The following is a 23,796-nucleotide window of genomic DNA, read 5'->3' as shown; positions in this document are numbered from 1 at the left end:
CATGCCACCAGAAAACACCCCGGACCAATGGTTGCTTGCCTATACAATGGGTAACATTTCAGAGCTAGCTTATGCTGCTAGCTGGATGGATAATCTTGAATATGTCCTGTGGCATGCATTAACAGAAGGCCCCAGGCGTTATGGACGCCACGTAATAAATTCAGATGATATAAAGGCGCTTAAAATGCTATCCGAAAGGTGTGGGGCATGGATGTTCTTCGACGATACGGATGCAGAAACTCCCATTCCCTTGGATTTATGGCAAGAGAAATATGCTCAGCACATTAAGGATAACCCTCATGCTTTGCGCTAGCTATAGCGGCCTCCGCTTCTGGCGCGAGTTTAGGTGCAGCCGTAACTCGCGCCAGATTTTCGGGGGAGGTTGTGCCTCCCGTAGAACGACCTACCAGCCGGACCCTAGCGGCGCAGTTTCGCCTTGCCGCTGGCGCGGCAGTGGAGGTGCAACCTCCACCTCATGGTCAGGCACGAGTTACGGCTGCGCCTAAACTCGCGCCAGTGGTTAAGGGTATAGTTAGCTATGGCTACTCAACCCAACCTGCAACGCTTCCTCGACGCCCAGGCCCGCGACTACGCGCCGGCCCTGTCCGAAATAAAAGCCGGCCGCAAGCGCAGCCACTGGATGTGGTACATCTTCCCCCAGATTCAGGGGCTGGGATTCAGCTCTATTTCGCAGCAGTACGCCATTCAAAACGCAGCCGAGGCGGCGGCTTACTTGCAGCATCCGGTGCTGGGGGCGCGGCTGGTGGAAATTTCGCAGGCGCTACTGGGGCTAGCCAGTAGCAATGCTACCGCTATCATGGGCACGCCCGACGACCTGAAGCTGCGTTCCTCTATGACGCTCTTTGCGCAGGTGCTGGGGGCTAGCCCGGTGTTTCAGCAGGTGCTGGATAAGTTTTTTGGCGGCGCGCCCGATGCCAAAACCTTGCAACTGCTGCGCTAGCCATCATACTACAGCTGAGCATGACGTTCTGTACGAGGGCTAGCCCTACTTCTTGGCTACCTCGCCGATGAGCTGCATGTTGAGTCGGGTATATTCCTCTTTAGAAATCTCATTTTTGTCGGCAGCCAGCGCATCGAGCGACTTGCGGGCGGCGGCGCCGGCTTCGGCCTTCTTGCCTTGCTTTTGCAGCAGCTTGGCCTTCCAGTAGTAGCCGTAGAAGGCCGAGGCGGGCGTGGTTTTGATGTACTCGTCGAGCCAGCCGATGGCGGGCGTCAGGTCGGGTTGGTTGGAGTTGTAGTAGTACTGCGCGGCCGTCACGTAAGGCTTTTTCTCGCCCTGCATGGCCTCCTTGATTTGGGCCAGCACTATCGGGTCGGGGTTGGCGGTGAGGGGCAGGCTCACCTGGGTGCGCTCCCAGGCCAGGGTAAGGTCAGCGGCGGCGGGCTGCAGGTTTTCAAGGCTGAGGCGCAGGCTTTCCTGGGGGCTGGCCAGCTTGGTGGCTTTGGCCTGCACGCGCAGCACGTCGAGGCTAGCCTTATACTCGTAGGCGCCCCACTGGGCGGTGTCGCGGTTGAGGATGATGGTCCAGTCGGCTTTGCCGGGGATGGTGAGCAGCGCGTAGGTGCCGGCCTTCACGGTTTGGCCCGCCAGCTTCACCTCTTCGCCAAAGCGGATTTTGGTGACGGTGTTGGCCCCGGTGCGCCACACCTGGTCGTAGGGCACAAGCCCACCGAAGGCGGTGCGGCCTTTGAGCGAGGGTCGCGAATAATTCAGCTCCACAAACGAAGTGGAAAACGCCTCGCGGGTTTTAGTGGCGGGGCTGGGTTGCGGCACCGTGAGTTTTACCTGGGCGTGGGCGGCGGGGGCTAGCAGGGCGGCTAGGGCCGCGGCGGCGAAAAAGGAAGCAGTTTTCATGGCCCCAAAGGTAGCGGCGCGCCGGCCGCACTGCGGGCGAACAACTGTATCATTCTGACGTTCTTAGTCATGGCGCTTGGTTAGTGGTGCCGCCTTGCTCCTATTTTCTTGCCCGCCCATGAAAATCCTGCTCACCGGGGCCACCGGCTACATTGGCCAACGCCTGCTGCCGGTGCTGGCTGCGGCCGGGCACGAGGTTATTTGCCTGGTGCGCGATGCCCGCCGCTTTGCCCTGCCCGATACGCTGCCCCCTAGCCAGCACGCCCAGGTGCAGGTGGTGCAGGGCGACTTGCTGCGGCCCGAGTCGCTGGCTAGCCTGCCCACCGAGTTCGACGCGGCTTATTACCTGGTGCACTCGATGAGCGGCGACGGCAGCGAGAATTTCTTTCAGCTGGAGCAGGCATCGGCCCAGCATTTTACGGAGTACCTCGACCGCACCACGGCGCGGCAGGTTATCTACCTCTCGGGCATTGCCAACGACCACGACCTGAGCGTGCACCTGCGCTCGCGCGAGGCCGTGGAGGCGGTGCTGGGCCAAAGCCGGGTGGCGCAGCTCACGGTGCTGCGGGCCAGCATTATTATCGGCTCGGGCTCGGCGTCGTTCGAGATTATCCGCGACCTGGTAGAGAAGCTGCCCGTGATGGTGACGCCGCGCTGGCTCAACTCGCGCTGCCAGCCGCTAGGGGTGCGCGACGTCATGTTTTACCTCACAGCCGTGCTCGATAACCCCGCCTGCCTGGGCCAGAGCTTCGACGTGGGCGGGCCCGATGTGCTGACGTACCGCGAGATGCTGCTGGGCCTGGCCGCCGCCCGCGGCTATCGCCGCTGGATACTCACGGTGCCGGTGCTCACGCCGCGGCTGTCGTCGTGGTGGCTGTATCTGGTCACGAGTACCTCGTTTTCGCTCGCCCAGAGCCTGGTCGAAAGCCTGAAGAATGACACCGTGGTGGACCCTAGCCGCAGCATTGTGCGGGTGGTGCCGCACACCTGCATGCCCTACCGCGAGGCGCTAGCCCTCGCTTTTCGGCGCATCGAGCAAAACGAGGTGGTGAGCAGCTGGAGCGACGCCATGAGCAGCGGCACCCTGCGCCCCGACTACATGAACGCCATTCAGATTCCGCGCCACGGCATGTTCTTCGACCGGCAGCTGCGGCCCTTCACGCGGCCCGTAGCCGAGGTGCTGGACAATATCTGGCGCATCGGCGGCGACAGGGGCTGGTACAAAACCGACTGGCTCTGGCGCATTCGGGGGCTCATGGATAAGCTGGTGGGCGGCGTGGGCTTGCGCCGGGGCCGGCGCTCGCCCAATCACCTGCGCGCCGGCGACCCGCTCGATTTCTGGCGCGTGCTGGTGGCCGACCGCGCTGCCCGGCGCCTGCTGCTCTATGCCGAGATGAAGCTGCCCGGCGAGGCGTGGCTGCAGTTCCGCATCATCGATAACCCCGACGGCAGCCAGGCCTTGGAGCAGCTAGCTGCCTACCGGCCGCAGGGCCTGCTGGGCCGCTTGTATTGGTATGCAGTGCTGCCCTTTCACGGCATCATCTTCAAGGGCATGGTCAAAAATTTAATCAGCTACGGGCAGTAAGCAGTCGTTCGGCGCCTTTATAGCCCCCTAGCGCCGCAGATGAGCAAGCTGCGGCGCTAGGTTTTTTGTGTTGATACTATGCGTAGTCTCCTTGCTGATTCGTGTCCCGCACCGGGCAGCCAGGCAACCTCCAATAGGCTGGGCGCATCTGGGTGATTAAGCGGCCGGCACAAACTTTTTTTCTAGCGCCGCCTGTAACGATTGCTGTCAAGGGCGGTACTCCAGGTAGAAAATAGCCAGTAAAGACCAAGCGTGCTGGCTAACTCAAAAAAAGTTTCCGATTAAAAACCTTATTTCAGCACTGCCAGGGCAATTTTAGAAAATAATTTGCAACAGTACTATGCGAAACAAAGTACCTGTTGTAAGTTTGTTCTATCAAAAGCCAAGTACCACCTTACTGCCTACTTCCTGGCCGCACCTAGCTGCGGCCGCTGGGAGGTAGCCACTAGCCGCCGACCGGGCGGCTGGTTTGCGCCGGACGCCCTGCCGGCCCACTCTCCCCGACTAGCCCGCTAGTCAGCCCACACTCTTTCGCCTTCGTGCACCTGCACCGGGCAGCAGCTTTTCTCTCCTCCACCGGAACCGCGGCCGGCTGGAAACGGAATCGTCATGCCCACGCCGAACCCCTCTTTTCTTCTTCGCGCCATGAATGCTTCGCTGAAAGTCAACTCGTTACTCTTCCTCGCTACGCTAGGCCTGCCGCTGAGCCTGGCTGCCCAAACGGCGCCGGCTACTACCCGCGCCACGGTGAGCGGTACCGCTATTGATGGCGGCGCCAAGGCCGAGCCCCTACCCTTCGCCACGGTGCTGCTGCGCCACGCCGAGGCAGCCGATACCAGCCTGGTAGCCAGCGGCCAAACGGCGCTCGATGGCAAGTTTGAGCTGCCTCAGGTGCCGGCTGGTGCCTACCGCCTGCGGGTGTTGGCCATGGGCTACCAAAGCCTGGCGCAGGCTGTGCGAGTGGCCCCCGGCCAGCCCAGCGTGGCGCTCGGCCTGCTGAAGCTGCACCCGGCCACCCAGCAGCTCGGCGAGGTGAAAGTGACCGGCCAGAAAGCGGTGGTGCAGCAGGAGCTGGGCAAGACGGTGATTAACGTAGAAAAAGACCTGAGCAGCGTGGGCGGCACCGCCGTGAACGTGCTCGAAAACGTGCCCGCCGTGGCCGTAGATGCCACCGGCACGGTGAGCCTGCGCGGCTCCTCCAACCTGACCATCCTCATCGATGGCAAGCCAGCCGGCACCAGCAACGGCGGCCCCGGCCCCCGCCTCGACCAGATTCCGGCCTCGCAGATTTCGCAGGTGGAGGTAATGACCAACCCTTCGGCCAAATACGACGCCAGCGGGGCGGGCGTCATCAACATCATCACGAAGAAGAACAAGAAGGAAGGCTGGAATGGCCAGGCCGCCCTGGTAGTCGGCAACGGCGACAAGTACTCGCCTAGCCTCAGCCTGAGCCGCCACGCCGGCAAAGCCACCTGGAACCTGGGCTACGACGGCCGCGACCAGATTTACCGCACCCGCTCGAACAGCCAGCAAACGGCCCTGCTCACCGATGGCACTACCACCAGCAGCCTCTACACTACCCAGGAAGGCACCGGCACCCAGCACAACCGCAACCACAGCCTGAACCTGGGTCTGAACTACGACCTGACCAAGGAGCAAACCCTGAGCCTGAGCGTGCAGCCCCATTGGGAGCACCAGAGCGAGCTCGACAACCAGGCCCTGACCCAGCAAACCGTAGGCTCGCCCACCGTGACGACGCAGTACGGCCAGCAGATTGCCGATGTGAAGGTGACCGTGCTCGAATCGTCGGCCGACTACCGCCACGCCTGGGAGGCCCACAAGGGCCGCGAGCTAACCGCCAATGCTGGCATGGTGAAAATCGACGCCAACATCCCAGTGAGCCAGCTCATTATCGGCAGCACCCAGCCCGCCGGCTTCAAGCAGGCGCAGCAGGTGAATGCTCAGATTTACTTCGGCCAGGTAGACTACACCCTGCCCAGCGCCGATGGCAAGGGTAAGCTCGAAGTGGGCCTGAAAAACCAAGTATTGCACAACACTGGCAGCACGGCCATGCTCAAGCCGACTTCGGTTGCCCCTAGCGCCGAGTTCCAGCTCGACCCCGCCAACTCGTTTGCCTACAACTTCACGCAGGTGATGCCGGCGGCCTATGCTACCTACTCGCAGCAGCTAGCCCACGGCTGGAGTGCCCAGGGCGGCCTGCGCACTGAGGGCACCTTCCTGAACGGCGGCGTAGAGAACAGCACGGCCTCCGTCAACCGCCAGTACGTGAGCCTCTTTCCCTCGGCCACGGTGGCCCGCGAGCTGGGCAAGGAGCCCGGCCAGAGCCGCCTGCAATTCAGCTACGCCCGGCGCCTCAACCGGCCCGACTTTATGCAGCAGCTGCCCATCCAGCTCTACCAAGACCCGCGCAACTACCGCCAGGGCAACGCCGGCCTGCTCCCCGAGTTCAGCCACAACTTTGAAGTGGGCCACCAGCTGAACCTGGCCAACGGCGCCAGCATCACGAACACGGTCTTCGCCCGCTTCACCCAAAATGCCATCCAGCGCATCCGTACCATCGATAGCCTCGCCACCCGCACCAACAACGTGGGCGTGGTAACCCGCGAAACCTACGGCAACGTGGGCACCACCAACAGCTTCGGCCTCGAAACCACCTGGTCCCAGCCCCTCACCAAGTGGTGGCGCGTGTCGGCTACCGGCTCGATTTACTACTCGCAGATAGCCGCCAACGCCCTGAACACTGCCAACCGCGCTGCCCTGGCCGGCACGGCCCGCCTGGCCAACAACTTCACGCCCGCCAAGGGCCTCGATGTGCAGCTGACTGGTAGCATTCGCTCCACAACCCTCACGGCCCAGGGCCGGCAGCTAGCCACCGGCGGCCTCGACCTGGCCCTGCGCCAGCGCCTGTTTCAGGAGCGCGCCGCCCTCACGCTGCGGGTTTCGGACCTGCTCAACACCCAGGTGCGCCGCACCGAAATCGCCACCCCCGAGCTGCAAACCTCGCTCTACAACAAGTTTGAGACCCGCGTGGCTTGGCTAGGCTTCACCTGGTACATCGGCGCCACCAAAGCTAAGCCGGGCCGCATTGAGGCGGCCCCCAGCGGGGGCGGCGGGTTCGGCGGCTAGGCCCTCCCACTCCCCTCTCACACAGGAATTGACTGCTAATGAGCCTCTCTGGCGGGGCTCACCGGCTCGCTGTTGCCTTCTCTTTTCTTTCCAACATCACCCTTTTTACTTTCTGACTTATGAAAACCACCGCTCTGTTGCTCGCCTCCGCGCTCCTGCTGCCCGCTGCCAGCGCCTTTGCTCAATCCTTCGCCTTCACGGCTCCGCAGGCCGATTTGCAGGAGCTGGTGGGCTGCTACCCCGCCGCTGGCCCTAGCGCCAAGGCGACTACCCCGGCTGCCGGCAGCGTCACCTTCTTCGGCGTCGAAACCTCGTACAACACCCAGCACGAGCAGTTTGCCCGGCTGCGGCAGGTATTCGAGGCTAGCAAGCCCACGGTGGTGCTGTTTGAAAAGCCCGATGTAGGCATCGATACCTGCGAATCGCTCACCATCACCCGGCTGGGCGAGTCGGGCTACGTGCGCTACCTGGCCCAGCAGCACGGCGTGCGCGCCGAGCGCCTCGACGACCCGGAGGCCGAGTACGCCTACCTGCGCACCCGCGCCGAGGCTACCCAGCTCAAGCTCTACTACCTGCTGCGGGCCTGTCAGCAGTATCGCCAAAATACTGGTGCCACGAAAGCCTTGACGATGAAGGCCATGCAGCAGCTCATCGCCAACAGCGCCACCTTCCTGCCCGGCACCGAGGGCGTAGTGCAAAACCTGGACGCCTTCACGGCCGCCTACCGTCAGCACTGCCCCACCAGCTGCCAGTGGTGGCAGCGCCCGCTAGGGGCCCCGGCCACCGAGGCCTTTATGCAACACCTTGATGATGAGCTGCGCGCCTTCCGCGCCCAGCGCCTGTCGCAGCAAGTAGCCACCCACATCCAGGCCGGCGAGCGGGTGCTGGTGGTGCTCGACCGCAGCCACCTGCCCGCCCCGGCTACCTACGCGGCCACCATGCGCGCGCCCCGCTAACACGTGTGCGAGCAGCGAGCAGCCTCGCGCCAGGGTCGTCCGGTCCTGTCTTCTCACTGCGCTCGTGCCCGAAGTAGAAGCGGCGCGCTGCTTACCTCCTTAAAACGCAGCATCTGGCTGCTGCTCGCTGCCTGGCGCGAAGATTTTATAGGGCAGCGGCAGCGGCTGGGTGTTGCGTTTTTGCGTGCCTGGGCCCTGGGATGGCTGCTTCAGCTTATTTTTTGTAATAATGCGGGGCTAGTGGCGATTACTTTGCTCACACTTTCACCTCTCTTCCTCGCGCTATGATGCACCGCCCTACTCTAGCCCTCGCCACGCTGCTCAGCCTCGGCACCCTGGCCAGCCCCGCCCAAAGCCTGAACACCGCCAAGCTCGACAGCGTGCTCAACGCACTGGCAGCCAATAACAAGCTCATGGGCAGCCTGGCCATGTCGCACGCCGGGCAGGTGGTGTATAGCCACGCTTTCGGGCAGGCGCAGCTAGCCCCTGCCGGGGCGGCCACCCCGGCCACGCGCTACCGGGTGGGCTCCGTCAGCAAGGTATTTACGGGGGTGCTCATCTTGCAGCTTATCGAGGAGAAGAAGCTGACGCTGAACACCCGGCTGGCTACGTTCTTTCCGCAGATTCCCAATGCGGCAGTTATCACCATCGACCAGCTGCTGAACCACCACAGCGGCCTGCACAACTTCACCGCCGACACCGCTTTTGCGAGCTACATGGGCCAGCCCAAAACCCAGGCGCAGATGCTGGCCATGCTGGCCACCAGTCCGCCCGACTTTGCGCCCGGCACCAAGGCCGCCTACAGCAACACCAACTTTGTGCTGCTGGGCTACATCGTGGAGAAGCTCACCAAGCTGCCTTACGCCCAGGTGCTGCAAAAGCGCATCGCAGCCAAAGCTGGCTTGAAAGACACGTACTACGGCGGCAAAATCAGTCCCGCCCGCCAGGAAGCTTATTCGTATAAGCGGACGGCCGCCGGCTGGCAGCCCGAGCCCGAATCGGACATGAGCATTCCGGGCGGCGCGGGCGCCATCGTCTCCACGCCCGCCGACCTTGACCGCTTTCTGGAGGCGCTTTTCAGTGGCAAGCTGCTGACGCCCACTAGCCTGGCGGCCATGCAGGAAGTGCGCGATGGCTACGGCCGCGCCCTGTTTGCGGCGCCCTATGATGGCCAGAAATTTTACTGGCACAACGGTGGTATCGACGGCTTTCGCTCGAACATGGGCTACCTGCCCGCCAGCCAGGTAGCCGTGGCACTGTGCACCAACGGCGGCTCGTACTCGACCGACGATGTGATTATCACTGCGTTCAATACCTATTTCAACAAGCCCTATAAAGTACCCACCTTCGCAGCCACCAACTACGTGCCCGCCGCGGCCGACCTCGACCGCTACGCCGGTACCTACGCTAGCCCCCAGTTTCCGCTCAAAATAGTGGTGAGCAAGGACGGGGCCGTGCTGCACGCGCAGGCCACCGGCCAGGGCCCGCTTGCGCTGGAGCCGGTGAGTCCGGGTGTGTTCACGTTTGAACAGGCCGGTATTCGGATGGAGTTTGACCAAGCCAAGCCCACCTTCGTGCTGCAGCAGGGCGGCCGCAGTTTCGAGTTTACCAAGCAGTAGCCCGCCCGGCAGGCCCCGGCGGGACGCATTCGCCGTTTCTTTACGCCTTCGTACTTCTTCCCTTTTCTTTCACATATGCTGAAAACACTGCGCCTCACGGCGGCCCTGGTCCTAGCGGCCGGGGTAGTAGCCGCCCAAACGCCCGAGCCCACGGGCAAGGTGAAAATAAAAACCAAGCGTGGCCGCCGCGACGAAGCCGGGGCCACCGCGACGGCCCCGGCCGCGGCTAGCCCTACCACTGATTACTCGCTGCCTTATGCCGCTACCATCACGCCCGAGGGCCTGAAGCAAGACCTCTCGGTGCTGGCCTCGGATGAGTATGAGGGTCGCGAAACCGGCCAGAAGGGCCAGCGCATGGCCGCCGACTACATCGCCAAGGCCTTCGCGGCCGATGGGCTGGCGGGGCCGGTGCAGGGTTCGGATAACCCGTATTTGCAGCACTTCACTATGAACCGCGTGAGCATCGACCCGGCCTCAGCCATTCAGGTGGGTGGCAAAACATATACGCAGGGCAAGGACTTTTACGTGGTGCGGCCGGGCAGCTTTGCGGGGGCGACCGCTAGCATCAAGCCCACCTTTGCCGGCTACGGCATCAAGGAAGAAAAGTACACCGACACCCCGCCCGCGCCGGGCAGCGACCTCGTGCTGCTGCTAGGCCAGCCGCTCGATAAGGCGGGGCAGCCGCTGCTGGGCACCGCCAGCCCCTACGGTGCCAGCGGCTTGCGGGCGCTAGGCGCCCGGGGTGCGGCCCTGCGCGCCGCCCGGCCGCACTCGGTCTTTTTGGTAGCACCCACGGCGGCGGCGTTTGCGCAAGTGCCCAAGGACTATGCCCAGGCGCTCGACAGCGAGCAGCTGGAGTTTACTGACCAGCCGGCCCCAGGTGGGCCGGGCATCGTGCTGGTATCGCCGGCGCTAGGGGCCGCCCTGCTGGGCACTACTTCGGCGGGCCTCACCAAGTATGAAAAGGGCGTGGCCGCCGCCGGCAAGCCCATTGCCAGCGGCTTTAAGCCCACGGCTACCAGCGTGCAGCTCAAGCAGAAGAAGGAGCCCTTCACCACCGAAAACGTGCTGGGCTACCTCGAAGGCAGCGACAAAAAAGACGAAGTGGTGGTGCTGTCGGCCCACTACGACCACCTGGGCATCAAGAACGGCGTGGTCTTCAACGGGGCCGACGACGACGGCTCGGGCACGGTGAGCGTGCTGGCCATGGCCCGCGCCTTCACCCAGGCTAAGAAGGAGGGCCACGGCCCGCGCCGCAGCATCCTGTTTCTGGCCAATGTGGGCGAGGAAGAGGGTTTGCTAGGGTCGCAGTACTACACCGACCATCCCATCTTCCCGCTGGCTAATACCGTAACTGACCTCAACATCGACATGGTGGGCCGCGTGGACAGCGTGCACCAGGGCAAGGGCGACTACGTGTACCTGGTGGGCGCCGACCGCCTGTCGAAGGAGCTGAACACGTTGAGTGAGGCTACCAACCAGCAGTACAACCCGGTGGCGCTCGACTACAAGTACAACGACCCCAACGACCCCGAGCACATCTACGAGCGCTCGGACCACTACAACTTTGCCAAGCACAATGTACCGATTATCTTCTACACCAGTGGCTTGCACCCGCAGTATCACAAGGCCACCGACGATGTGGCGCTGATTGACTTTCCGGCCATGGCCCGGCGCGACCAGCTCATTTTCCACACTGCCTGGGCCGTAGCCAACCGCGACCAGCGCATCATGGTAGATGAGCAGTTCCGGGCTACCGGCTACGTACCCACCGCGGCCGACCTCGACCGCTACGCCGGCACCTACGGCAGCGCCCAGGTGCCGCTCAAAATCGTGCTTACGAAGGAGGGCAACGCGCTGAAGGCCCAGGCCACCGGCCAGCCCGCCCTAACGCTGGAGCCGGTGAGCCCGGGCATCTTTAAGTTCGACCCCGCCCAGCTGCGCATCGAGTTTGCGGCCGATAAGCCCGCCTTTGTGCTCAAGCAGGGCGGCGCCAGCCTGGAATTTACCAAGCAGTAGGTTTTTTCGACCCTGGCCAAAAGCGGTCCGGCCGAGCGTACGCTCAGCCGGACCGCTTTTTTTACCCCCTAGGGCCGGCCTAATGCCGGAAGCTGATGCCCAGAAAATATTCCCTATCCACGGAGTGCGTAATGGGCAGGTGGGTGCCAAAATCGAGCTGCACGTTATCCGAAATATCAAGCTGCGGGCCCAGGTTGATGGAGCTGCGCCAGGCGCCCTGCCGGGTATCCCAGTAGCCCACCAGCTCTACGAAGGCCTGCACCACTTTCGTGAACTGATAATCGGTGGTGACGGTGGGGGTGAGCTGGTAGAAATGCTGGCTAGCCTCGGGGTCGTAGTAAAAGTTACTAGCCACCTGGCCGCCCACGCTCCATTTCTGGGTGCACTGAAACACGCCGGTGAAGGTGAGGCCGGGCTCGAAGCCGCCATCGCCCACGATGCCGCCGGTAGGGAGCTGCACGTAGCCGATGACCCCTAGCGCGCCGCGGCTGTCGTCGTCGCCCAGCAGCGTGTGCTTGAGGCGCAAGGTCACGTCGCCCACGCCCCGGATAAGCTGGTTCTGGTTGAACGGCACCTGCCCCACCTGGCTGTCGTCAAAGTTGTGCGAGTAGGTAAACATATCCAGCGCCACCTGAAAATCGGTGCGGTCGGTGAGGCCGATTTTCGCCAGAAAATGATTCACGTACCAGTCGTGGCCGTGGGTATCGCCCTCGCGGCGCGTGAGCAGACGCAGGATATCGGTTTCATATTGAAAATGCCCCGCATCCACCGAATACGGGCTTTCAGTGATGCCGGGGCGGTCGGGCACCATGGGCCGCATGAGGCGGCGCGGCGTAGGATTGAAAAGATTGTACTGCTGCTTGTTGCGTAGTGTATCGTTGAGCAGGGTGGTGTTTTGGGCGGCGGCAGGGCTAGCCAGGGCCAGCAGAACTAAGAGAAAAAGAAGACGCATCGGCAAGAATAGTAAAGCAGGCCAGCCCTGCATACGTGGCCGGGGCCCAATCAGCCACTCGGTATGCATTCGAGCTGCGCATACTGCGGCCGGCATGAGGCTGCCGGCAAGCGTGGCAAAAGCCCTTACCGGCAGCCCCATACGTAGCTATTGTTGCGCAGCTAGCCCCTACCTGCACTCTTAGTGCTGATACACAGCTTTGAGCGGCTCTTTGTGGGCCAGGGGCAGGTAATCGCGGTTGATGAAGACAAACACGCGCTGGCCGGTTTTGGCCTGCTCGACGAGCTTGCCGTAGAGGGTTTGCTCGCGAAAATCGCGCACTGCCCCTTTAAATTCCTCAATGTAGAGGTTGCTCATATTATCGGCTGCCAGCCGGGGGCTGAACCACGCGGCCGGGGCCTGCCACCACTTGCTGCCCAGGGGGCAATACTTACGGTAGGCCGTTTCAAACTCGGCCATGTTGCGGATGACGCCCTCGGTGCCCGGCAGGAAGTAAGAACTGTGGTCGATGAGCGCGGCCATTGCTTTTTTGGTTATGGTCTTGGTGGCACCGGTTTGCGCCCGAAAGCGTACGCTCTCGCGCAGCAGGCAAAACAGCTTGAGCTGCTCGGGCTCGATTCTGGTTTGCAGGTAGGCGTACTCGGCTAGCGGGTCGTCGAGGCGCTGGGTGGGCACCTGGTGCTGCTGCGCCAGGTAGCGCACGTAGCCAGCCTCACCAAAGTTGTTGATGGTGGCCGTTTCGGTGCTATCGACGCCGCAGTCGGGCTTCTCGAAAAAGACAACTGTGGGCCGGTTGGTTTCAAAAGCCTGCCGCAGCCGCGCAAACTGTGCATCCTGGCAGTTTTGGGTGCACACTGCCCCGAAATACGTGATGCTGCCGCCCCCGGCCACCTGCTCGGTGTAGTACGATGCGCGGGCCGCCGCGGGCGGCGTAGCGCTGATGCTAGGGCTGGCACTGCTCAGCGGCTGGCTGCTGGCCGCCGATACAAATGATTGAGCCAAGGCCCCGCCAGCGGGGAGCAGGAGCGCGGCTCCTAACCAAACAAATGAAGCTTTCATAACGAAGAGAAAAGAAGGGTGTAAGCAGTGGCAAGGTGGCCGGCGGGGTCTGGGCACGGGCATGGCCCGGCTAGGGCACTCCTCACTGGGCAGGAGCGTCTTACGTGCCCAAAAGCACCATCCGGAAAGATAAGTAGGAGGGCTGCCGAAGCAGCCGATGGCGGGCAGCATGCCCGGGGCCTAGCGGACCGCGGCCAGGGTGCGCTGCGGGTCGGGGGTGCGGTACACGCGCTGCAGGCGCCGGCTGGTGCTGAGCTGCTGGGCCAGCATGGTGGGGGGCGGTGTGGCGGGGCCGGGGTGGGCTAGCACCTGCTGCAGGGCCAGGTCGAGCTGCTGCTTGAGGCGGCGGCAAATAGGCCGGGAGTTACTCAGGTCGAGGCACAGGTTATCGAGACGCTCTTCGTACACGAGCTGGTCTTGGGCGTTGTAGAAGCGCACCAGGGTGTAGTTGCGGGTGGTCAGGTTGGTTTCGAGGTTCCAGTAGCCGCCGCTGGCCGCGGCGGGCAGGGGCTGCTGGGCGGCGGCTTTGGCCGCGCAGCTGATGGCGCCGGCTAAGACTAGCCGGGCAAGCAAGTTTGTTTTCATAGCTTTAAGAAGAAAGAGTGGGTGGAAGGGACTACTCCCGACTAGCGGACTGCCCAGGTAGCGCGCCGCGCCGGAAACGGAATGAGGCCAAGATATTGGCCGCAGTAGCCGAGCGATAGGATAAATGCGACGCCCCGGCTCAACGGGCCCAAAAGAAGTGCGAAAAGTCGCTATCTACTAGCGAATACTGGCTAGGCGACTTACCCGTGAAAAACCGAAAGTCCCGGATGAAATGGGCCTGGTCGTAGTAGCCGCAGCGGTAGGCAATATCCTGCCAGTTGGGCGCCGGGTTTTCTACCAGCAGCTGCAGCACGTGGTTGAAGCGGGCGATGCGGGCGTAGTGCTTGGGCGGCGCACCTACCTCGGCCAAAAACCGGCGTTCGAGCTGTCGCCGGCTCAGGCCGGCATCGTGGGCCAAGTCTTCGATATTAACCTGGCCGTGCTGGTCCAGGATGCGCTCGGCTGCTACGTCGATGGCATTGGGCACGGGCTGCTGGCAGTGCAGCTGGCGCAACAGCAGCTCGTCGGCCGCGGCCAGCTTCTGGCTGTTGGTTTCGGCCTGGCTGAGGCGCTGGCTCAGCTCGCGGGCAAACTGGCCGGCTAGCCCCTCGGCTTCGAGTATGATACCAGCCGTGTCCGACATTGGCGCGCCGAATAAGTGAAAGCACCCGGCAGGCCGAAAATACACGCCTAGCATACCCGCTCGGCTTGTTTGGCGCATATACAGCTGCTGCCAGCTCACCATGCACACTACCTCGGCCGCGGCCGTTACCTGCACGCTGCCGGCCTGGGCTAGGCTCACCGTTTTATAGGGGTCGGCATACCGCACCTGAATACCGTTTACCACCCCCGGCAGCACGGAGGCGCCTAGCTGCGCATCATCCTCCTCGTCTTCCCACAGCCCATAATACGCGACATAGTCCGCTAGGGCTGGGGAAGGTGATACCACCTCGAAATGCATAATCCAGCGCGACAAGGACCGCCGCAGTTAGCCAGTGAAACTATAGCACCAAGGTACGCCCGCTAAAAAGGCCCTGCTTGTAAAATTGCGACATGGCCCGATTTTCCGTCTTTCTACTGATGGAGCGTAGCCGGTACCTTTGCCCTTGTAATGGAAAAACCCAGCATTCCGCAAGGCACCCGCGATTTTGGCCCGGCCCAGGTGGCCCGTCGCCAGCATATTTTCAACGTCATCCGGCGCACGTTCGAAACGTTTGGCTACGCCCCGCTCGAAACCCCGACGCTCGAAAACCTATCGGTACTCACCGGCAAGTACGGCGACGAAGGCGACCAGCTGCTATTTAAAGTCTTGAACTCCGGCAACTTCCTGGTGAAGGAGCGCCGGGGTGAAATCACGCCCCTGGTCACTGCCGACGACCTCGACGCCGGCCATAAAGCCGTGCTGCCCAAAATAGCCGAAAAGGGCCTGCGCTACGACCTCACCGTGCCCTTCGCCCGCTACGTGGCCATGAACCGCGGCACGCTCACCTTCCCCTTCAAGCGCTACCAGATGCAGCCCGTGTGGCGCGCCGATAAGCCCCAGCGCGGCCGCTACCGCGAGTTTTATCAGTGCGATGCCGACGTAGTAGGCACCAACTCGCTGCTCTGCGAAGCCGAAATTGTGCTGATGATGGCGCAGGTGCTCAACGGCCTGGGCCTTGATGATTTTACCATCAAAATCAACCACCGCGGGGTGCTGCGCAACATTTACCAGGCGCTAGGGGGCGAAGGCAAGGAAGCCGACCTGTTTGTGGCTATCGACAAGCTCGACAAAATCGGGCGCGACGGCGTGACGCGGGAACTGCTCGAAAAAGGCTTTTCGGCGCCGACCATCGACACCCTTTTCGCACTGCTAGGGGTGGAAGGCGACTATGCTGAGAAGCTGGAGCGCCTGCTGGCTGGCTTCGTAACGGCCGGCGTGGAGCCCGACGGGCTACGCCCTACTGCCACCACCGACGACGAAGAATCGGCTTACTACCGCGGCCTCAATGAGCTGGCCGAGGTACGCGACTTACTAGTGGCTAGCGGCTTTAAGCAGTTCGACCGCCTGGAGTTTGACCCCACCCTGGCCCGCGGCCTGAGCTACTACACGGGCTGCATCTTCGAGGTAAAAATCAACAACGTGGCCATGGGCAGCGTGAGCGGCGGCGGCCGCTACGATAACCTCACCGGCAGCTTCGGCCTGCCGGGCGTGAGCGGCGTGGGCTTCTCGTTTGGCGTCGACCGCCTCTACGACTGCCTCGAAACCCTGAACCTCTTCACCGAAACCGGCGAAACGCCCACTAGGGTACTGCTCACGCACTTTTCGGCCGAAGCGGGCCGCGCGGCCCTGCCGCTGCTGGCCGAGCTGCGCGCCGCTGGCATCCCGGCCGAACTCTATCCGGATGCGGGCAAGCTGCAAAAGCAGTTTAAGTACGCCGATGCCAAAGGCATTCCGCTGGTGCTGGTGCTGGGCCCCGAGGAGCTGGCAGCCGGCGTGGCCAAGATTAAAATCATGAAAACCGGCGAGGAAAAGACGCTGGCGCTGAGCGAGGTAGTGGCTGGCCTGACGGCGTGAGGTAACCCAGGGTGCCCCGGGCCACAACCGGCCGGGGCACCCTGGCCGGCGTGACTTCGGGCTGACCTTTGCGGCCCTGCGTTGTTATTTCGCGGCCATGCCCTACCTCTATCCCACGCAGCCGCTCACGCTGGCTAGCCTGGCCGACCTTCTCCACACCAAAGACACCGTGCGCCTCAGCCCCGAGGCCGAGCAGCGCATCAGCACCGGCCACACCTTTTTGCGCCAGCGCCTCGAACCGGCCTCCAGCCCCGACGCGGTTAGCAACCATGACTTTTTTGCCCGCCTGCCCGATGCCGGCCTGCCGCCCGCCGAGCAGGCCCAGTGGCAGGCCAATTTGCTGATGTCGCACGCGGCGGGCACCTGCCCCGAAGTGCCCACCACGCTGGTGCGCCGCATGCTGCTGCTTAAAGCTCACAGCCTCAGCCAGGGCCGCAACGGCGTGGCCCTGCCCACGGTACGCCGCCTGCTCGACTTCTTTAATCGCGACGTATGGCCGGTGGTGTACGAGCAGGGCTCGCTCGGAGCTTACGGCGACCAAGCCCCACTGGCCCACCTGTGCCTGCCGCTGCTGGGCCTGGGCGAAGTCAACTACCAGGGCTACCGCTTGGCCGCGGCCGATGTGCTAGGCCTCTTTAGCTGGGAGCCGCTGCCGCTGCAAGCCCAGGAAGGCCTCGCGCTACTAGGAGGCAACCAGTTTATGCTGGCTTACACCACCGAGGCGCTAGAGCGGGCCACCCGCCTGCTGCGGGCCGCCGATGTTATCGCGGCGCTCTCTAGCGACGTGTTTGGTGCGTCGGCCGAGCCCCTGCACGAAGCCTTGCACCGGGTGCGCATGCACGCCGGCCCCGTCACAGTGGCGCGCCGGCTGCGCGAGGTGCTGGAGGGCTCGCAGCTACCGGCCCAGGCCTGGGCGCAGGCGGTGCCGGCCGAGCTTGACCCGCAGGCTTTTCGGTGCGTGCCGCAGGTGCACGGGGCTAGCCGCGATGCGCTGGCCTACGTGAGCCAGGTAGTAGAAAACGAATGCAATGCCGTGACGGGCCAGGCGCTCATCTTTCCCGAAGAAAACCTACTGCTGCACGGGGCCAGCCTGCCCGGCCAGCCCCTGCCCCTGGTGCTCGACCACCTGGCCATGGCAATCAGCGGGCTGGGCAGCCTCTCGGAGCGGCGCACGGCGCACCTGGTGGCCGGGCAGCGCCAGCTACCGCGGTACCTGGCCGCCGACCAAGCGCTCAATTTTGGCCTTCTTTCGCTTCCGCACTCGGCGGCTAGCCTGGTGAGCCAGAACAAGCAGCTCTGCTCACCGTCGTCGATAACAGAAAGCGGCACCGGCGACTTTGGCCCGCTCAGCACCGGCGCCACCGCGGCCGCCGAGGCCCGCCGCGTGGTCGAAAACGTGGAGCAGATTCTGGGCATCGAATTGCTGGCCGCGGCGCAGGCCCTCGATTTTCGGCGGCCCGCCCGCAGCAGCCCCGCCCTGGAGGCCGTGGTGGCCGCCTTCCGCGAGGTAGTTACCTTCGTGCCGCACGACCGTGTGCTGGCCCCCGACCTGCACCGGGCCGCCCGCTTCGTGCGCGAGTACGATTGGGCCTAATCTGAGCGTTGCCGTGGGTATGAAACCGTTTTTTCTTGCGGCACTGCTGGCCTGGCTGCTGGCGCTGGGGCTAGCCGGGCGCGCGGCGGCGCAGTGCACCCTCAATACCCCGCCCTGCGCTACGCCCTTCGTAGCTATCGATGTGGCCACCGGCCAGGAGGTGCAGGCTTTTTGCGTGGGCCGGGCGGTGCGCTTCGAGCTGGGCTGCGGCCGCTCGGTGGCACTTAGCCTGTTGTATTACAACGCCCTGGCTGGTACCAATACCACCCCTAGCAACTGCGATTTTACGCCGGGCAAGCTGGCCAACAATACGTTTACGCCTAGTGCGGCCGGCCCAGTCACCATCTCTGAGCTGGCCAACCCGAGCGTGGCGGGCGGTACGGGCACAGTGTACGTGCGCAATTTTCAGGTGTATGACACGCCAGCGCCCAAAATCACGGTGCAAGCCTGCGCCCGCAATTCAGCTAGCCTAACCATTACGACCAGCGGCTATGATAGCTACTTCGCCCAGGTCGATAATGGTTCGCCGATTGGACCCCTCAAGCCGGGCACGGTCAGCCTGCCGGCGGCGGCCGGCAGCACCATTACGGTCACTGGCCGCTACACTACGAATCCCTTATGCAGCGGCCAAACCTCGGCCGTAGTGCCCACGCTGGTGGTGCAACAGCCTCGTATTCCTACGCTCACCGTACAAGGACAACTTACTGGCCCCATCGATTTTACGTTCAGCGGCCTGCGCTTCAGCAACACAAACATTGAACTGATTAATAACCTGCAAGTAGCCGACCCAGCCACACCAACGCGGTTTCGGTCGGTTGTCGCTTTTAGTGCTCCTACCACTAACTCGCTAAGCGGGCCCCAAGGCTTGTATCGGCTGGCTAATTATGACCCTTGCGGCCTCGACTCCACGTTTTCGGAGCCCGTGCCGGCCATCAACCTCACCGGCGTTTCGGCCAATAACGTGAATACCGTGAGCTGGCTGGCCTTTGGCCCGGTAGCGAGCTACGTATTGCTGCGCAACGGCATCCCCCTAGCCACGCTGCCAGCCGGCACCAGCCGCTACGTCGATGCGGCCGTGACCTGCGGCGCCCCCTACACCTACCGCCTGCAAGCCACCACCGTAGGCGGCAGCACGGCGCTTTCCAGCGAGGCGGTGGTGCAAACGGTATCGGCCCTGCCCCCGCCCCCGCCGCTGCTCAACGCCAGCTTCGACCTGCAAAATCGCCTCACCCTCACGGCCAGTCAGGGCAGCGGGGCCGCCCTGCCGGCGGGTGGGCAGCTGCTGTATAGCCGCCAGGGCGGGCCGGGCGCCCTCGACTTTGCGGCGGTGCCCACAGCCACCGATACCCTGCGCGACCCGGCCACCCTAGCCGCGCTGCTGGCCGCACCGCCCTGCTACACCGTGCGTCTGCAAGACGTGTGCGGCAATACCTCGGCCGCCAGCCCGGCCACCTGCCCGGTGCTGCTCACGGTGACTGCCGCCGACCCCGAGGGGCTCACGGCCCGCCTAAGCTGGTCGGCTTTTCAGGGGCCTAGCGGCGCGGCGGGCGTGAGCTACCGCGTGCTCACGCTGGCACCCAATGGCACGGTGCTGGCCACCTCGGCCGCCATTTCGGGCCTGAGCTACCTCGACGCCAACCCGCCCGCCGACCGCCAGGTGCTGCGCTACCGCATCGAGGCGAGTGGCGCCGGGCTGCCCGGCGCCACGGTCAGCTACTCTAATGTGGCTAGCCTGGCGCGGCAGCCGCGCCTGATAGTGCCCAATGCCTTCACGCCCAACGGCGATGGCCTCAACGACGTGCTGGAGCTGAAAGGCCGCTACCTGAGCGGCTTTACCTTCGTAGTAGTGGACCGCAATGGCCAGGAAGTTTTTCGGGCCACCGACCGCAGCCAAACCTGGGACGGCACCATCCGGGGGCACGCCCCCGTAAATGCCGCCTACGTGTGGCGCTTCACCCTGCGCGACGAGGCTGGCCAGGATTTCAGCCAGACCGGCACAGTCACGATTTTGAAATAAATGATTACTGGTTGATTGTCAGTTGTTAATTATTAGCCCCTAGCCCTCAAGGCTGATGAGCACCACTGAAAATCAACCAGTAATAAGTAAGCATTAATCACTCACAATTACCAAACACCCCATGTCAGACGCTTCGTTTGCCGCTACCTACCACCTGGGCCAGTACCAGCCCGCCGTCGAGGCCGAAATCAACTCCCTGAACAGTCAGGATTTTACCAATCGCTTCTGGCACAAAGATGCCACTCTCTGGACCCAGAACGCCGAGGCCCAGCAAAGCATCCGCAGCTTTATGGGCTGGCTCGATAGCCCCGAGGTGCTAAGCAAGGCCGTGGCCGACATCAAGCACTTTGTACAGGAAGTAAAAGCCGCTGGCTTTCAGCACGTAGTAGTAATGGGCATGGGCGGCAGCACCATGGCCCCGATTGTGTTTCAGCGCTCGTTTCGCCAAGGGCAGGGCGACTTGCCGCTCTCCATTCTTGACACCACCGACCCCGGCACCGTGGCCGAGCTGGAAGCCGAGCTCCCACTTCGCCATACGTTGTTTATCGTGGCCAGCAAGTCGGGCACCACAGCCGAGCCGCTAGCCTTCGGCGATTATTTCTACGATAAAATGAAGGCCATCAAGAGCGACAAGGCCGGCGAAAACTTCGTGGCCATCACCGACCCCGGCTCTAAATTTGTCACTCAGGCCACCCAGGAGGGCTACCGCAAAATCTTCCTCAATTTTGCCGAGGTGGGCGGGCGCTTTTCGGCCCTCACCTACTTCGGGCTGGTGCCGGCCGCCCTCTACGGCATCAACATCGGCGCCCTGCTGCACGGCGCCGTAGAGATGATGCATGCCTGCGGCTCGCAGGGGCCCGTGGCCGACAACCCTGGCCTGAAGCTGGGCGCCGCCATGGGTGTATTGGCCAAGCAGGGCCGCGATAAGCTCACGCTCATCACCCCCGAAAACCTTGGCAGCCTGGGCCTATGGCTGGAGCAGCTGCTGGCCGAAAGCACGGGCAAGGAAGGCAAGGGCATTTTGCCGGTGGCCGGCGAGCCGCTGGGCCGCCCCGACGAGTACGGCGCCGACCGCGTGTTTGTGTACGTGGGCTACGACGAGTTCAAGGACCAGGCTAGCCTCGACAAGCTGACGGCGCTGGAGCAGGCCGGCCACCCGGTCATCATTATTCGTCTGAGCGAGCCGATGGACCTGGGCCGCGAGTTTTACCGCTGGGAAATCGGCACGGCCGTGGCCGGCATTGTGCTCGGCATCAACCCCTTCGACCAGCCCAACGTGCAGGCCGCCAAAACGGCCACCGACAAGCTGATGAAAGAAGTAACCGAGAAGGGCCAGCTGCCCAGCCCCGGCCAGCCCGCCGCCAGCCAGGACGGCATCAGCTACTACGGCGACGTGACTGGCCAAGATGCGGCCGGTGTATTGCAGGCTTTCTTCCAGCAGGCGCAGCCCGGCAATTTTATGACCCTGCAAGCCTACTTGCACGAAACCGACGCGCTGAACAAAGACCTGGCCGAGTTCCGCCAGTTGGTGCAGGATAAGCTGCGCATTGCCACCACCTCGGGCTACGGCCCGCGCTTCCTGCACTCGACCGGCCAGTACCACAAGGGCGGCCCCAACAATGGCCTCTTCGTACAGTTCACTGCCGACCACCCGCAGGACCTGCCCCTGCCCGGCCGCACCTACACCTTTGGCACCTTTGAGAATGCCCAGGCCCAGGGCGACCTGCAAGCCCTGCGCGACAACGGCCGCCGTGCCCTGCACATTCACCTCGGGCCCCAGCCCGAGCAGGCTCTGCAAACGGTGCTTACGGCCCTGAAAGCCGCGCTGGCCCACCTGGGCTAGGCCCCGAGCAACGACACGCTCAGCACCAGCGTACAAAGCCAGCCCGGCGGAGGGTGGGATAACCCCACCCTCCGCCGGGCTGGCTTCTTTGTTTTTCTCTCTCCTTTTACCCGCCAAGCTTATGTCTACCAGTACCCTTGTTCGTTCGCTAGCCATGGCCGCTGGGCTGCTACTTGGGGCTAGCGCGGCTCAGCCGCTACTCGCCCAAACACCCAGCACGGGCGGCCCGTCGCCCCAAGCTCCCACCAGCGTCCCCCTCGATGGCGGCGCCTCTCTGCTGCTCGCTGGCAGCGTAGCTTACGGGCTGCGCCAGCTGCGGCAGCGCCGTCGCTAGTACTCGCGGGTCGCGTTGCGGCTTAGCTCGTCTATTTTTCGGGGGGTGGCAGCATCGGGGTGGCACCTGCCAGCCCGGCCAGGCCGGCGTGTTTGAACTAAATTTGCCGCGCTGGGTTGCCCTAGCGGCAGCTGGCCACTAGCTGGCGGCTGCTTTCCAGCTACAACCCTAACCCGTTCCGGCGAGCCGGCACCACATATTTTAGACTTATGGCATTCGACATGATGGGCATGATGGGCAAGGTGAAAGAGCTGCAAGACAAGATGCAGCAGGCCCAGGCACAGCTTCAGCACCTCACGGCTACTGGCGAGGCAGGCGGGGGCCTGGTAAAGGCCACTGCCAACGGCCACCGGACCCTCACCAAGCTCGAAATCGACCCCTCGCTGCTTACGCCCGAAGACCGCGAAATGCTGCCCGACCTCGTGGTAGCGGCCGCCAACAAGGCCCTGGAGGCCGCTGCCGAGCTGGCTAAAAATGAGCTTCAGCGCCAAACCAGCGGCCTGATGCCCAACATCCCCGGCTTCGACCTGAGCAGCTTTGGAGGCTAGTAGCGCTGGTAGTTGTTCTGATGTCGCCATTGTAATTCTCAATTACAATGGCGCGCATTTTTTACGGCAATTTTTGCCCGGCGTGCTGGCTCATGCAGCCGGTGCGCGCGTGGTAGTAGCCGATAATGCCTCGACCGACGACTCGGTGCCGCTGCTGCGCCGCGAGTTTCCGCAGGTCGAGCTGCTGCTTTTTGCGGAGAACCTGGGTTTTTGTCTTGGCTACAACCGTGCTTTAGAAGAAGTGCACGCCACTCCTGACCCGCCGCGCTATTACGTGCTGCTCAACTCCGACGTGGCCGTGCAGCCGGGCTGGCTGCCGCCGCTGCGGCAGCTGCTCGACGTCAATCTGCGCATCGCTGCGGCCCAGCCCAAGCTGCTTGCCCACGCCGACCCCGCGTTTTTTGAATACGCCGGGGCGGCTGGCGGCTACCTCGACTGGTTAGGGTATCCGTTTTGCCGCGGGCGAATTTTTGACACCCTGGAGCACGACCGAGGCCAGTACAACGACCCGCGGGCCGTGGCCTGGGCTAGCGGCGCCTGCCTGCTGGTGCGGGCCGAGGTATGGCACAAGCTCCAGGGTCTGGAACCCACCTTTTTCGCCCACATGGAAGAAATTGACTTCTGCTGGCGCGCCCAGAATGCGGGCTACGAAGTGTGGTACGCGGGCGGTGCCAGCGTGGTGCACCACGTGGGCGGCGGCACCCTACCCAAGTCGAGCCCCCGCAAAACCTACCTCAACTTTCGCAATGGCTTGGCGCTGCTCTACAAAAACGCGGCCCCTAGCGAGCTAGCCCCGGCTTTTGCGTTGCGGCTGCTGCTCGATTGGGTGGCTGGCCTGCGCTTCTTGCTGGCCCGCAACTGGCCCGAGGCCCAGGCCGTTGGCCGGGCACATTGGCATTTTTTCCGGGGCTTCGGCTACTGGCGGCAGAGGCGCCGGCTAGCCCGGCCGCACTTGCAGGTGCGCCAGCGGGCGGGCACCTACGCGGGCAGCGTGGTGTGGGCCTATTTTGTAAAAGGGCAAAAGCGCTTTTCCCAGCTAAGAATGACGCGTGACAAGTGCTGAAGCAGGCCTGGCCCTAGTCAAAGCCCATCATTCAAAATTCTA

The 23,796-nt window shown here is 63.3% G+C and carries 19 protein-coding genes; 14 read left to right on the top strand and 5 right to left on the bottom strand.

All coding sequences use genetic code 11. The annotated features are described in order from the left end of the window. The first annotated feature begins 1 nt into the window (after nucleotide 1). Together J4D99_RS15110 and J4D99_RS15105 are read left to right on the top strand one after the other, a co-directional pair. A complete protein-coding gene (locus J4D99_RS15110) occupies nucleotides 2-313 on the top strand; it encodes a hypothetical protein (RefSeq protein ID WP_208132564.1) in 312 nt (103 codons plus the stop codon). A 225-nt stretch (nucleotides 314-538) separates the two neighbouring features. Then, the gene (locus J4D99_RS15105; RefSeq protein WP_208132563.1) at nucleotides 539-961 is read left to right on the top strand and encodes a DUF1810 domain-containing protein; all 423 of its coding nucleotides are present in this window, start codon (nucleotides 539-541) and stop codon (nucleotides 959-961) included. A gap of 45 nt (nucleotides 962-1,006) precedes the next feature. Here J4D99_RS15105 and J4D99_RS15100 read toward each other — a convergent pair whose 3' ends face one another. Next, nucleotides 1,007-1,876, bottom strand: a complete 870-nt coding sequence (locus tag J4D99_RS15100; protein WP_208132562.1) for a DUF2911 domain-containing protein — start codon at nucleotides 1,874-1,876, stop codon at nucleotides 1,007-1,009. A 118-nt stretch (nucleotides 1,877-1,994) separates the two neighbouring features. On the opposite strand from J4D99_RS15100, the gene J4D99_RS15095 reads away from it, so the two are divergent. The 5 genes from J4D99_RS15095 to J4D99_RS15075 all read left to right on the top strand — a co-directional run bounded on the left by J4D99_RS15095 (nucleotide 1,995) and on the right by J4D99_RS15075 (nucleotide 11,202). Continuing rightward, the gene (locus tag J4D99_RS15095; protein ID WP_208132561.1) at nucleotides 1,995-3,461 is read left to right on the top strand and encodes an SDR family oxidoreductase; all 1,467 of its coding nucleotides are present in this window, start codon (nucleotides 1,995-1,997) and stop codon (nucleotides 3,459-3,461) included. 645 nt (nucleotides 3,462-4,106) lie between these two features. After that, nucleotides 4,107-6,608, top strand: a complete 2,502-nt coding sequence (locus J4D99_RS15090; protein ID WP_208132560.1) for a TonB-dependent receptor — start codon at nucleotides 4,107-4,109, stop codon at nucleotides 6,606-6,608. Nucleotides 6,609-6,727: 119 nt separating this feature from the next. Continuing rightward, on the top strand, nucleotides 6,728-7,564 hold the full coding sequence (locus tag J4D99_RS15085; RefSeq protein ID WP_208132559.1) for a hypothetical protein: 837 nt from the start codon (nucleotides 6,728-6,730) through the stop codon (nucleotides 7,562-7,564). Between the two features lie 284 nt (nucleotides 7,565-7,848). Then, the gene (locus J4D99_RS15080; RefSeq protein ID WP_208132558.1) at nucleotides 7,849-9,183 is read left to right on the top strand and encodes a serine hydrolase domain-containing protein; all 1,335 of its coding nucleotides are present in this window, start codon (nucleotides 7,849-7,851) and stop codon (nucleotides 9,181-9,183) included. 75 nt (nucleotides 9,184-9,258) lie between these two features. Then, nucleotides 9,259-11,202: a M28 family peptidase gene (locus J4D99_RS15075; protein WP_208132557.1), complete on the top strand. Its 1,944-nt coding sequence runs from the start codon at nucleotides 9,259-9,261 to the stop codon at nucleotides 11,200-11,202. A gap of 79 nt (nucleotides 11,203-11,281) precedes the next feature. Here the strand turns inward: J4D99_RS15075 and J4D99_RS15070 are convergent, their stop codons facing one another. The 4 genes from J4D99_RS15070 to J4D99_RS15055 all read right to left on the bottom strand — a co-directional run bounded on the left by J4D99_RS15070 (nucleotide 11,282) and on the right by J4D99_RS15055 (nucleotide 14,774). Continuing rightward, nucleotides 11,282-12,154, bottom strand: coding sequence for a transporter (locus tag J4D99_RS15070; protein WP_208132556.1), 873 nt, complete (start codon nucleotides 12,152-12,154; stop codon nucleotides 11,282-11,284). A gap of 180 nt (nucleotides 12,155-12,334) precedes the next feature. After that, nucleotides 12,335-13,213: a hypothetical protein gene (locus tag J4D99_RS15065; RefSeq protein WP_208132555.1), complete on the bottom strand. Its 879-nt coding sequence runs from the start codon at nucleotides 13,211-13,213 to the stop codon at nucleotides 12,335-12,337. A 180-nt stretch (nucleotides 13,214-13,393) separates the two neighbouring features. Continuing rightward, a complete protein-coding gene (locus tag J4D99_RS15060; protein ID WP_208132554.1) occupies nucleotides 13,394-13,798 on the bottom strand; it encodes a hypothetical protein in 405 nt (134 codons plus the stop codon). Nucleotides 13,799-13,937: 139 nt separating this feature from the next. Continuing rightward, complete coding sequence (locus J4D99_RS15055; RefSeq protein WP_208132553.1) at nucleotides 13,938-14,774, bottom strand: AraC family transcriptional regulator; 837 nt, start codon at nucleotides 14,772-14,774, stop codon at nucleotides 13,938-13,940. 135 nt (nucleotides 14,775-14,909) lie between these two features. Here J4D99_RS15055 and hisS point away from each other — a divergent pair, with 135 nt between their 5' ends. The 7 genes from hisS (at nucleotide 14,910) to J4D99_RS15020 (ending at nucleotide 23,754) form a co-directional block, all read left to right on the top strand. Beyond that, nucleotides 14,910-16,355, top strand: coding sequence for a histidine--tRNA ligase (hisS, locus tag J4D99_RS15050; protein WP_208132552.1), 1,446 nt, complete (start codon nucleotides 14,910-14,912; stop codon nucleotides 16,353-16,355). Between the two features lie 97 nt (nucleotides 16,356-16,452). Next, nucleotides 16,453-17,949, top strand: a complete 1,497-nt coding sequence (locus J4D99_RS15045; protein ID WP_208132551.1) for an HAL/PAL/TAL family ammonia-lyase — start codon at nucleotides 16,453-16,455, stop codon at nucleotides 17,947-17,949. 19 nt (nucleotides 17,950-17,968) lie between these two features. Continuing rightward, nucleotides 17,969-19,966, top strand: a complete 1,998-nt coding sequence (locus tag J4D99_RS15040) for a T9SS type B sorting domain-containing protein (RefSeq protein ID WP_208132550.1) — start codon at nucleotides 17,969-17,971, stop codon at nucleotides 19,964-19,966. Between the two features lie 121 nt (nucleotides 19,967-20,087). Continuing rightward, nucleotides 20,088-21,809, top strand: a complete 1,722-nt coding sequence (locus J4D99_RS15035) for a phosphoglucose isomerase-related protein (RefSeq protein WP_208132549.1) — start codon at nucleotides 20,088-20,090, stop codon at nucleotides 21,807-21,809. Between the two features lie 121 nt (nucleotides 21,810-21,930). Further along, entirely contained in the window at nucleotides 21,931-22,143 is a 213-nt protein-coding gene (locus tag J4D99_RS15030; RefSeq protein WP_236018679.1) for a PID-CTERM protein-sorting domain-containing protein, read from the top strand. Between the two features lie 209 nt (nucleotides 22,144-22,352). Continuing rightward, nucleotides 22,353-22,691: a YbaB/EbfC family nucleoid-associated protein gene (locus tag J4D99_RS15025; RefSeq protein ID WP_208132548.1), complete on the top strand. Its 339-nt coding sequence runs from the start codon at nucleotides 22,353-22,355 to the stop codon at nucleotides 22,689-22,691. Next, the gene (locus tag J4D99_RS15020) at nucleotides 22,681-23,754 is read left to right on the top strand and encodes a glycosyltransferase family 2 protein (RefSeq protein WP_213019570.1); all 1,074 of its coding nucleotides are present in this window, start codon (nucleotides 22,681-22,683) and stop codon (nucleotides 23,752-23,754) included. Before J4D99_RS15025 ends, J4D99_RS15020 begins: the two co-directional genes overlap by 11 nt. Nucleotides 23,755-23,796: the final 42 nt, after the last annotated feature.

Origin of the sequence: Hymenobacter sp. BT559, assembly GCF_017571525.1 — a bacterium.
Classification (GTDB): Bacteria; Bacteroidota; Bacteroidia; order Cytophagales; family Hymenobacteraceae; genus Hymenobacter; species Hymenobacter ginsengisoli.
The sequence above is the reverse complement of the archived record's forward strand: the minus strand, read 5'-3'. Positions and strand labels throughout refer to the sequence as shown.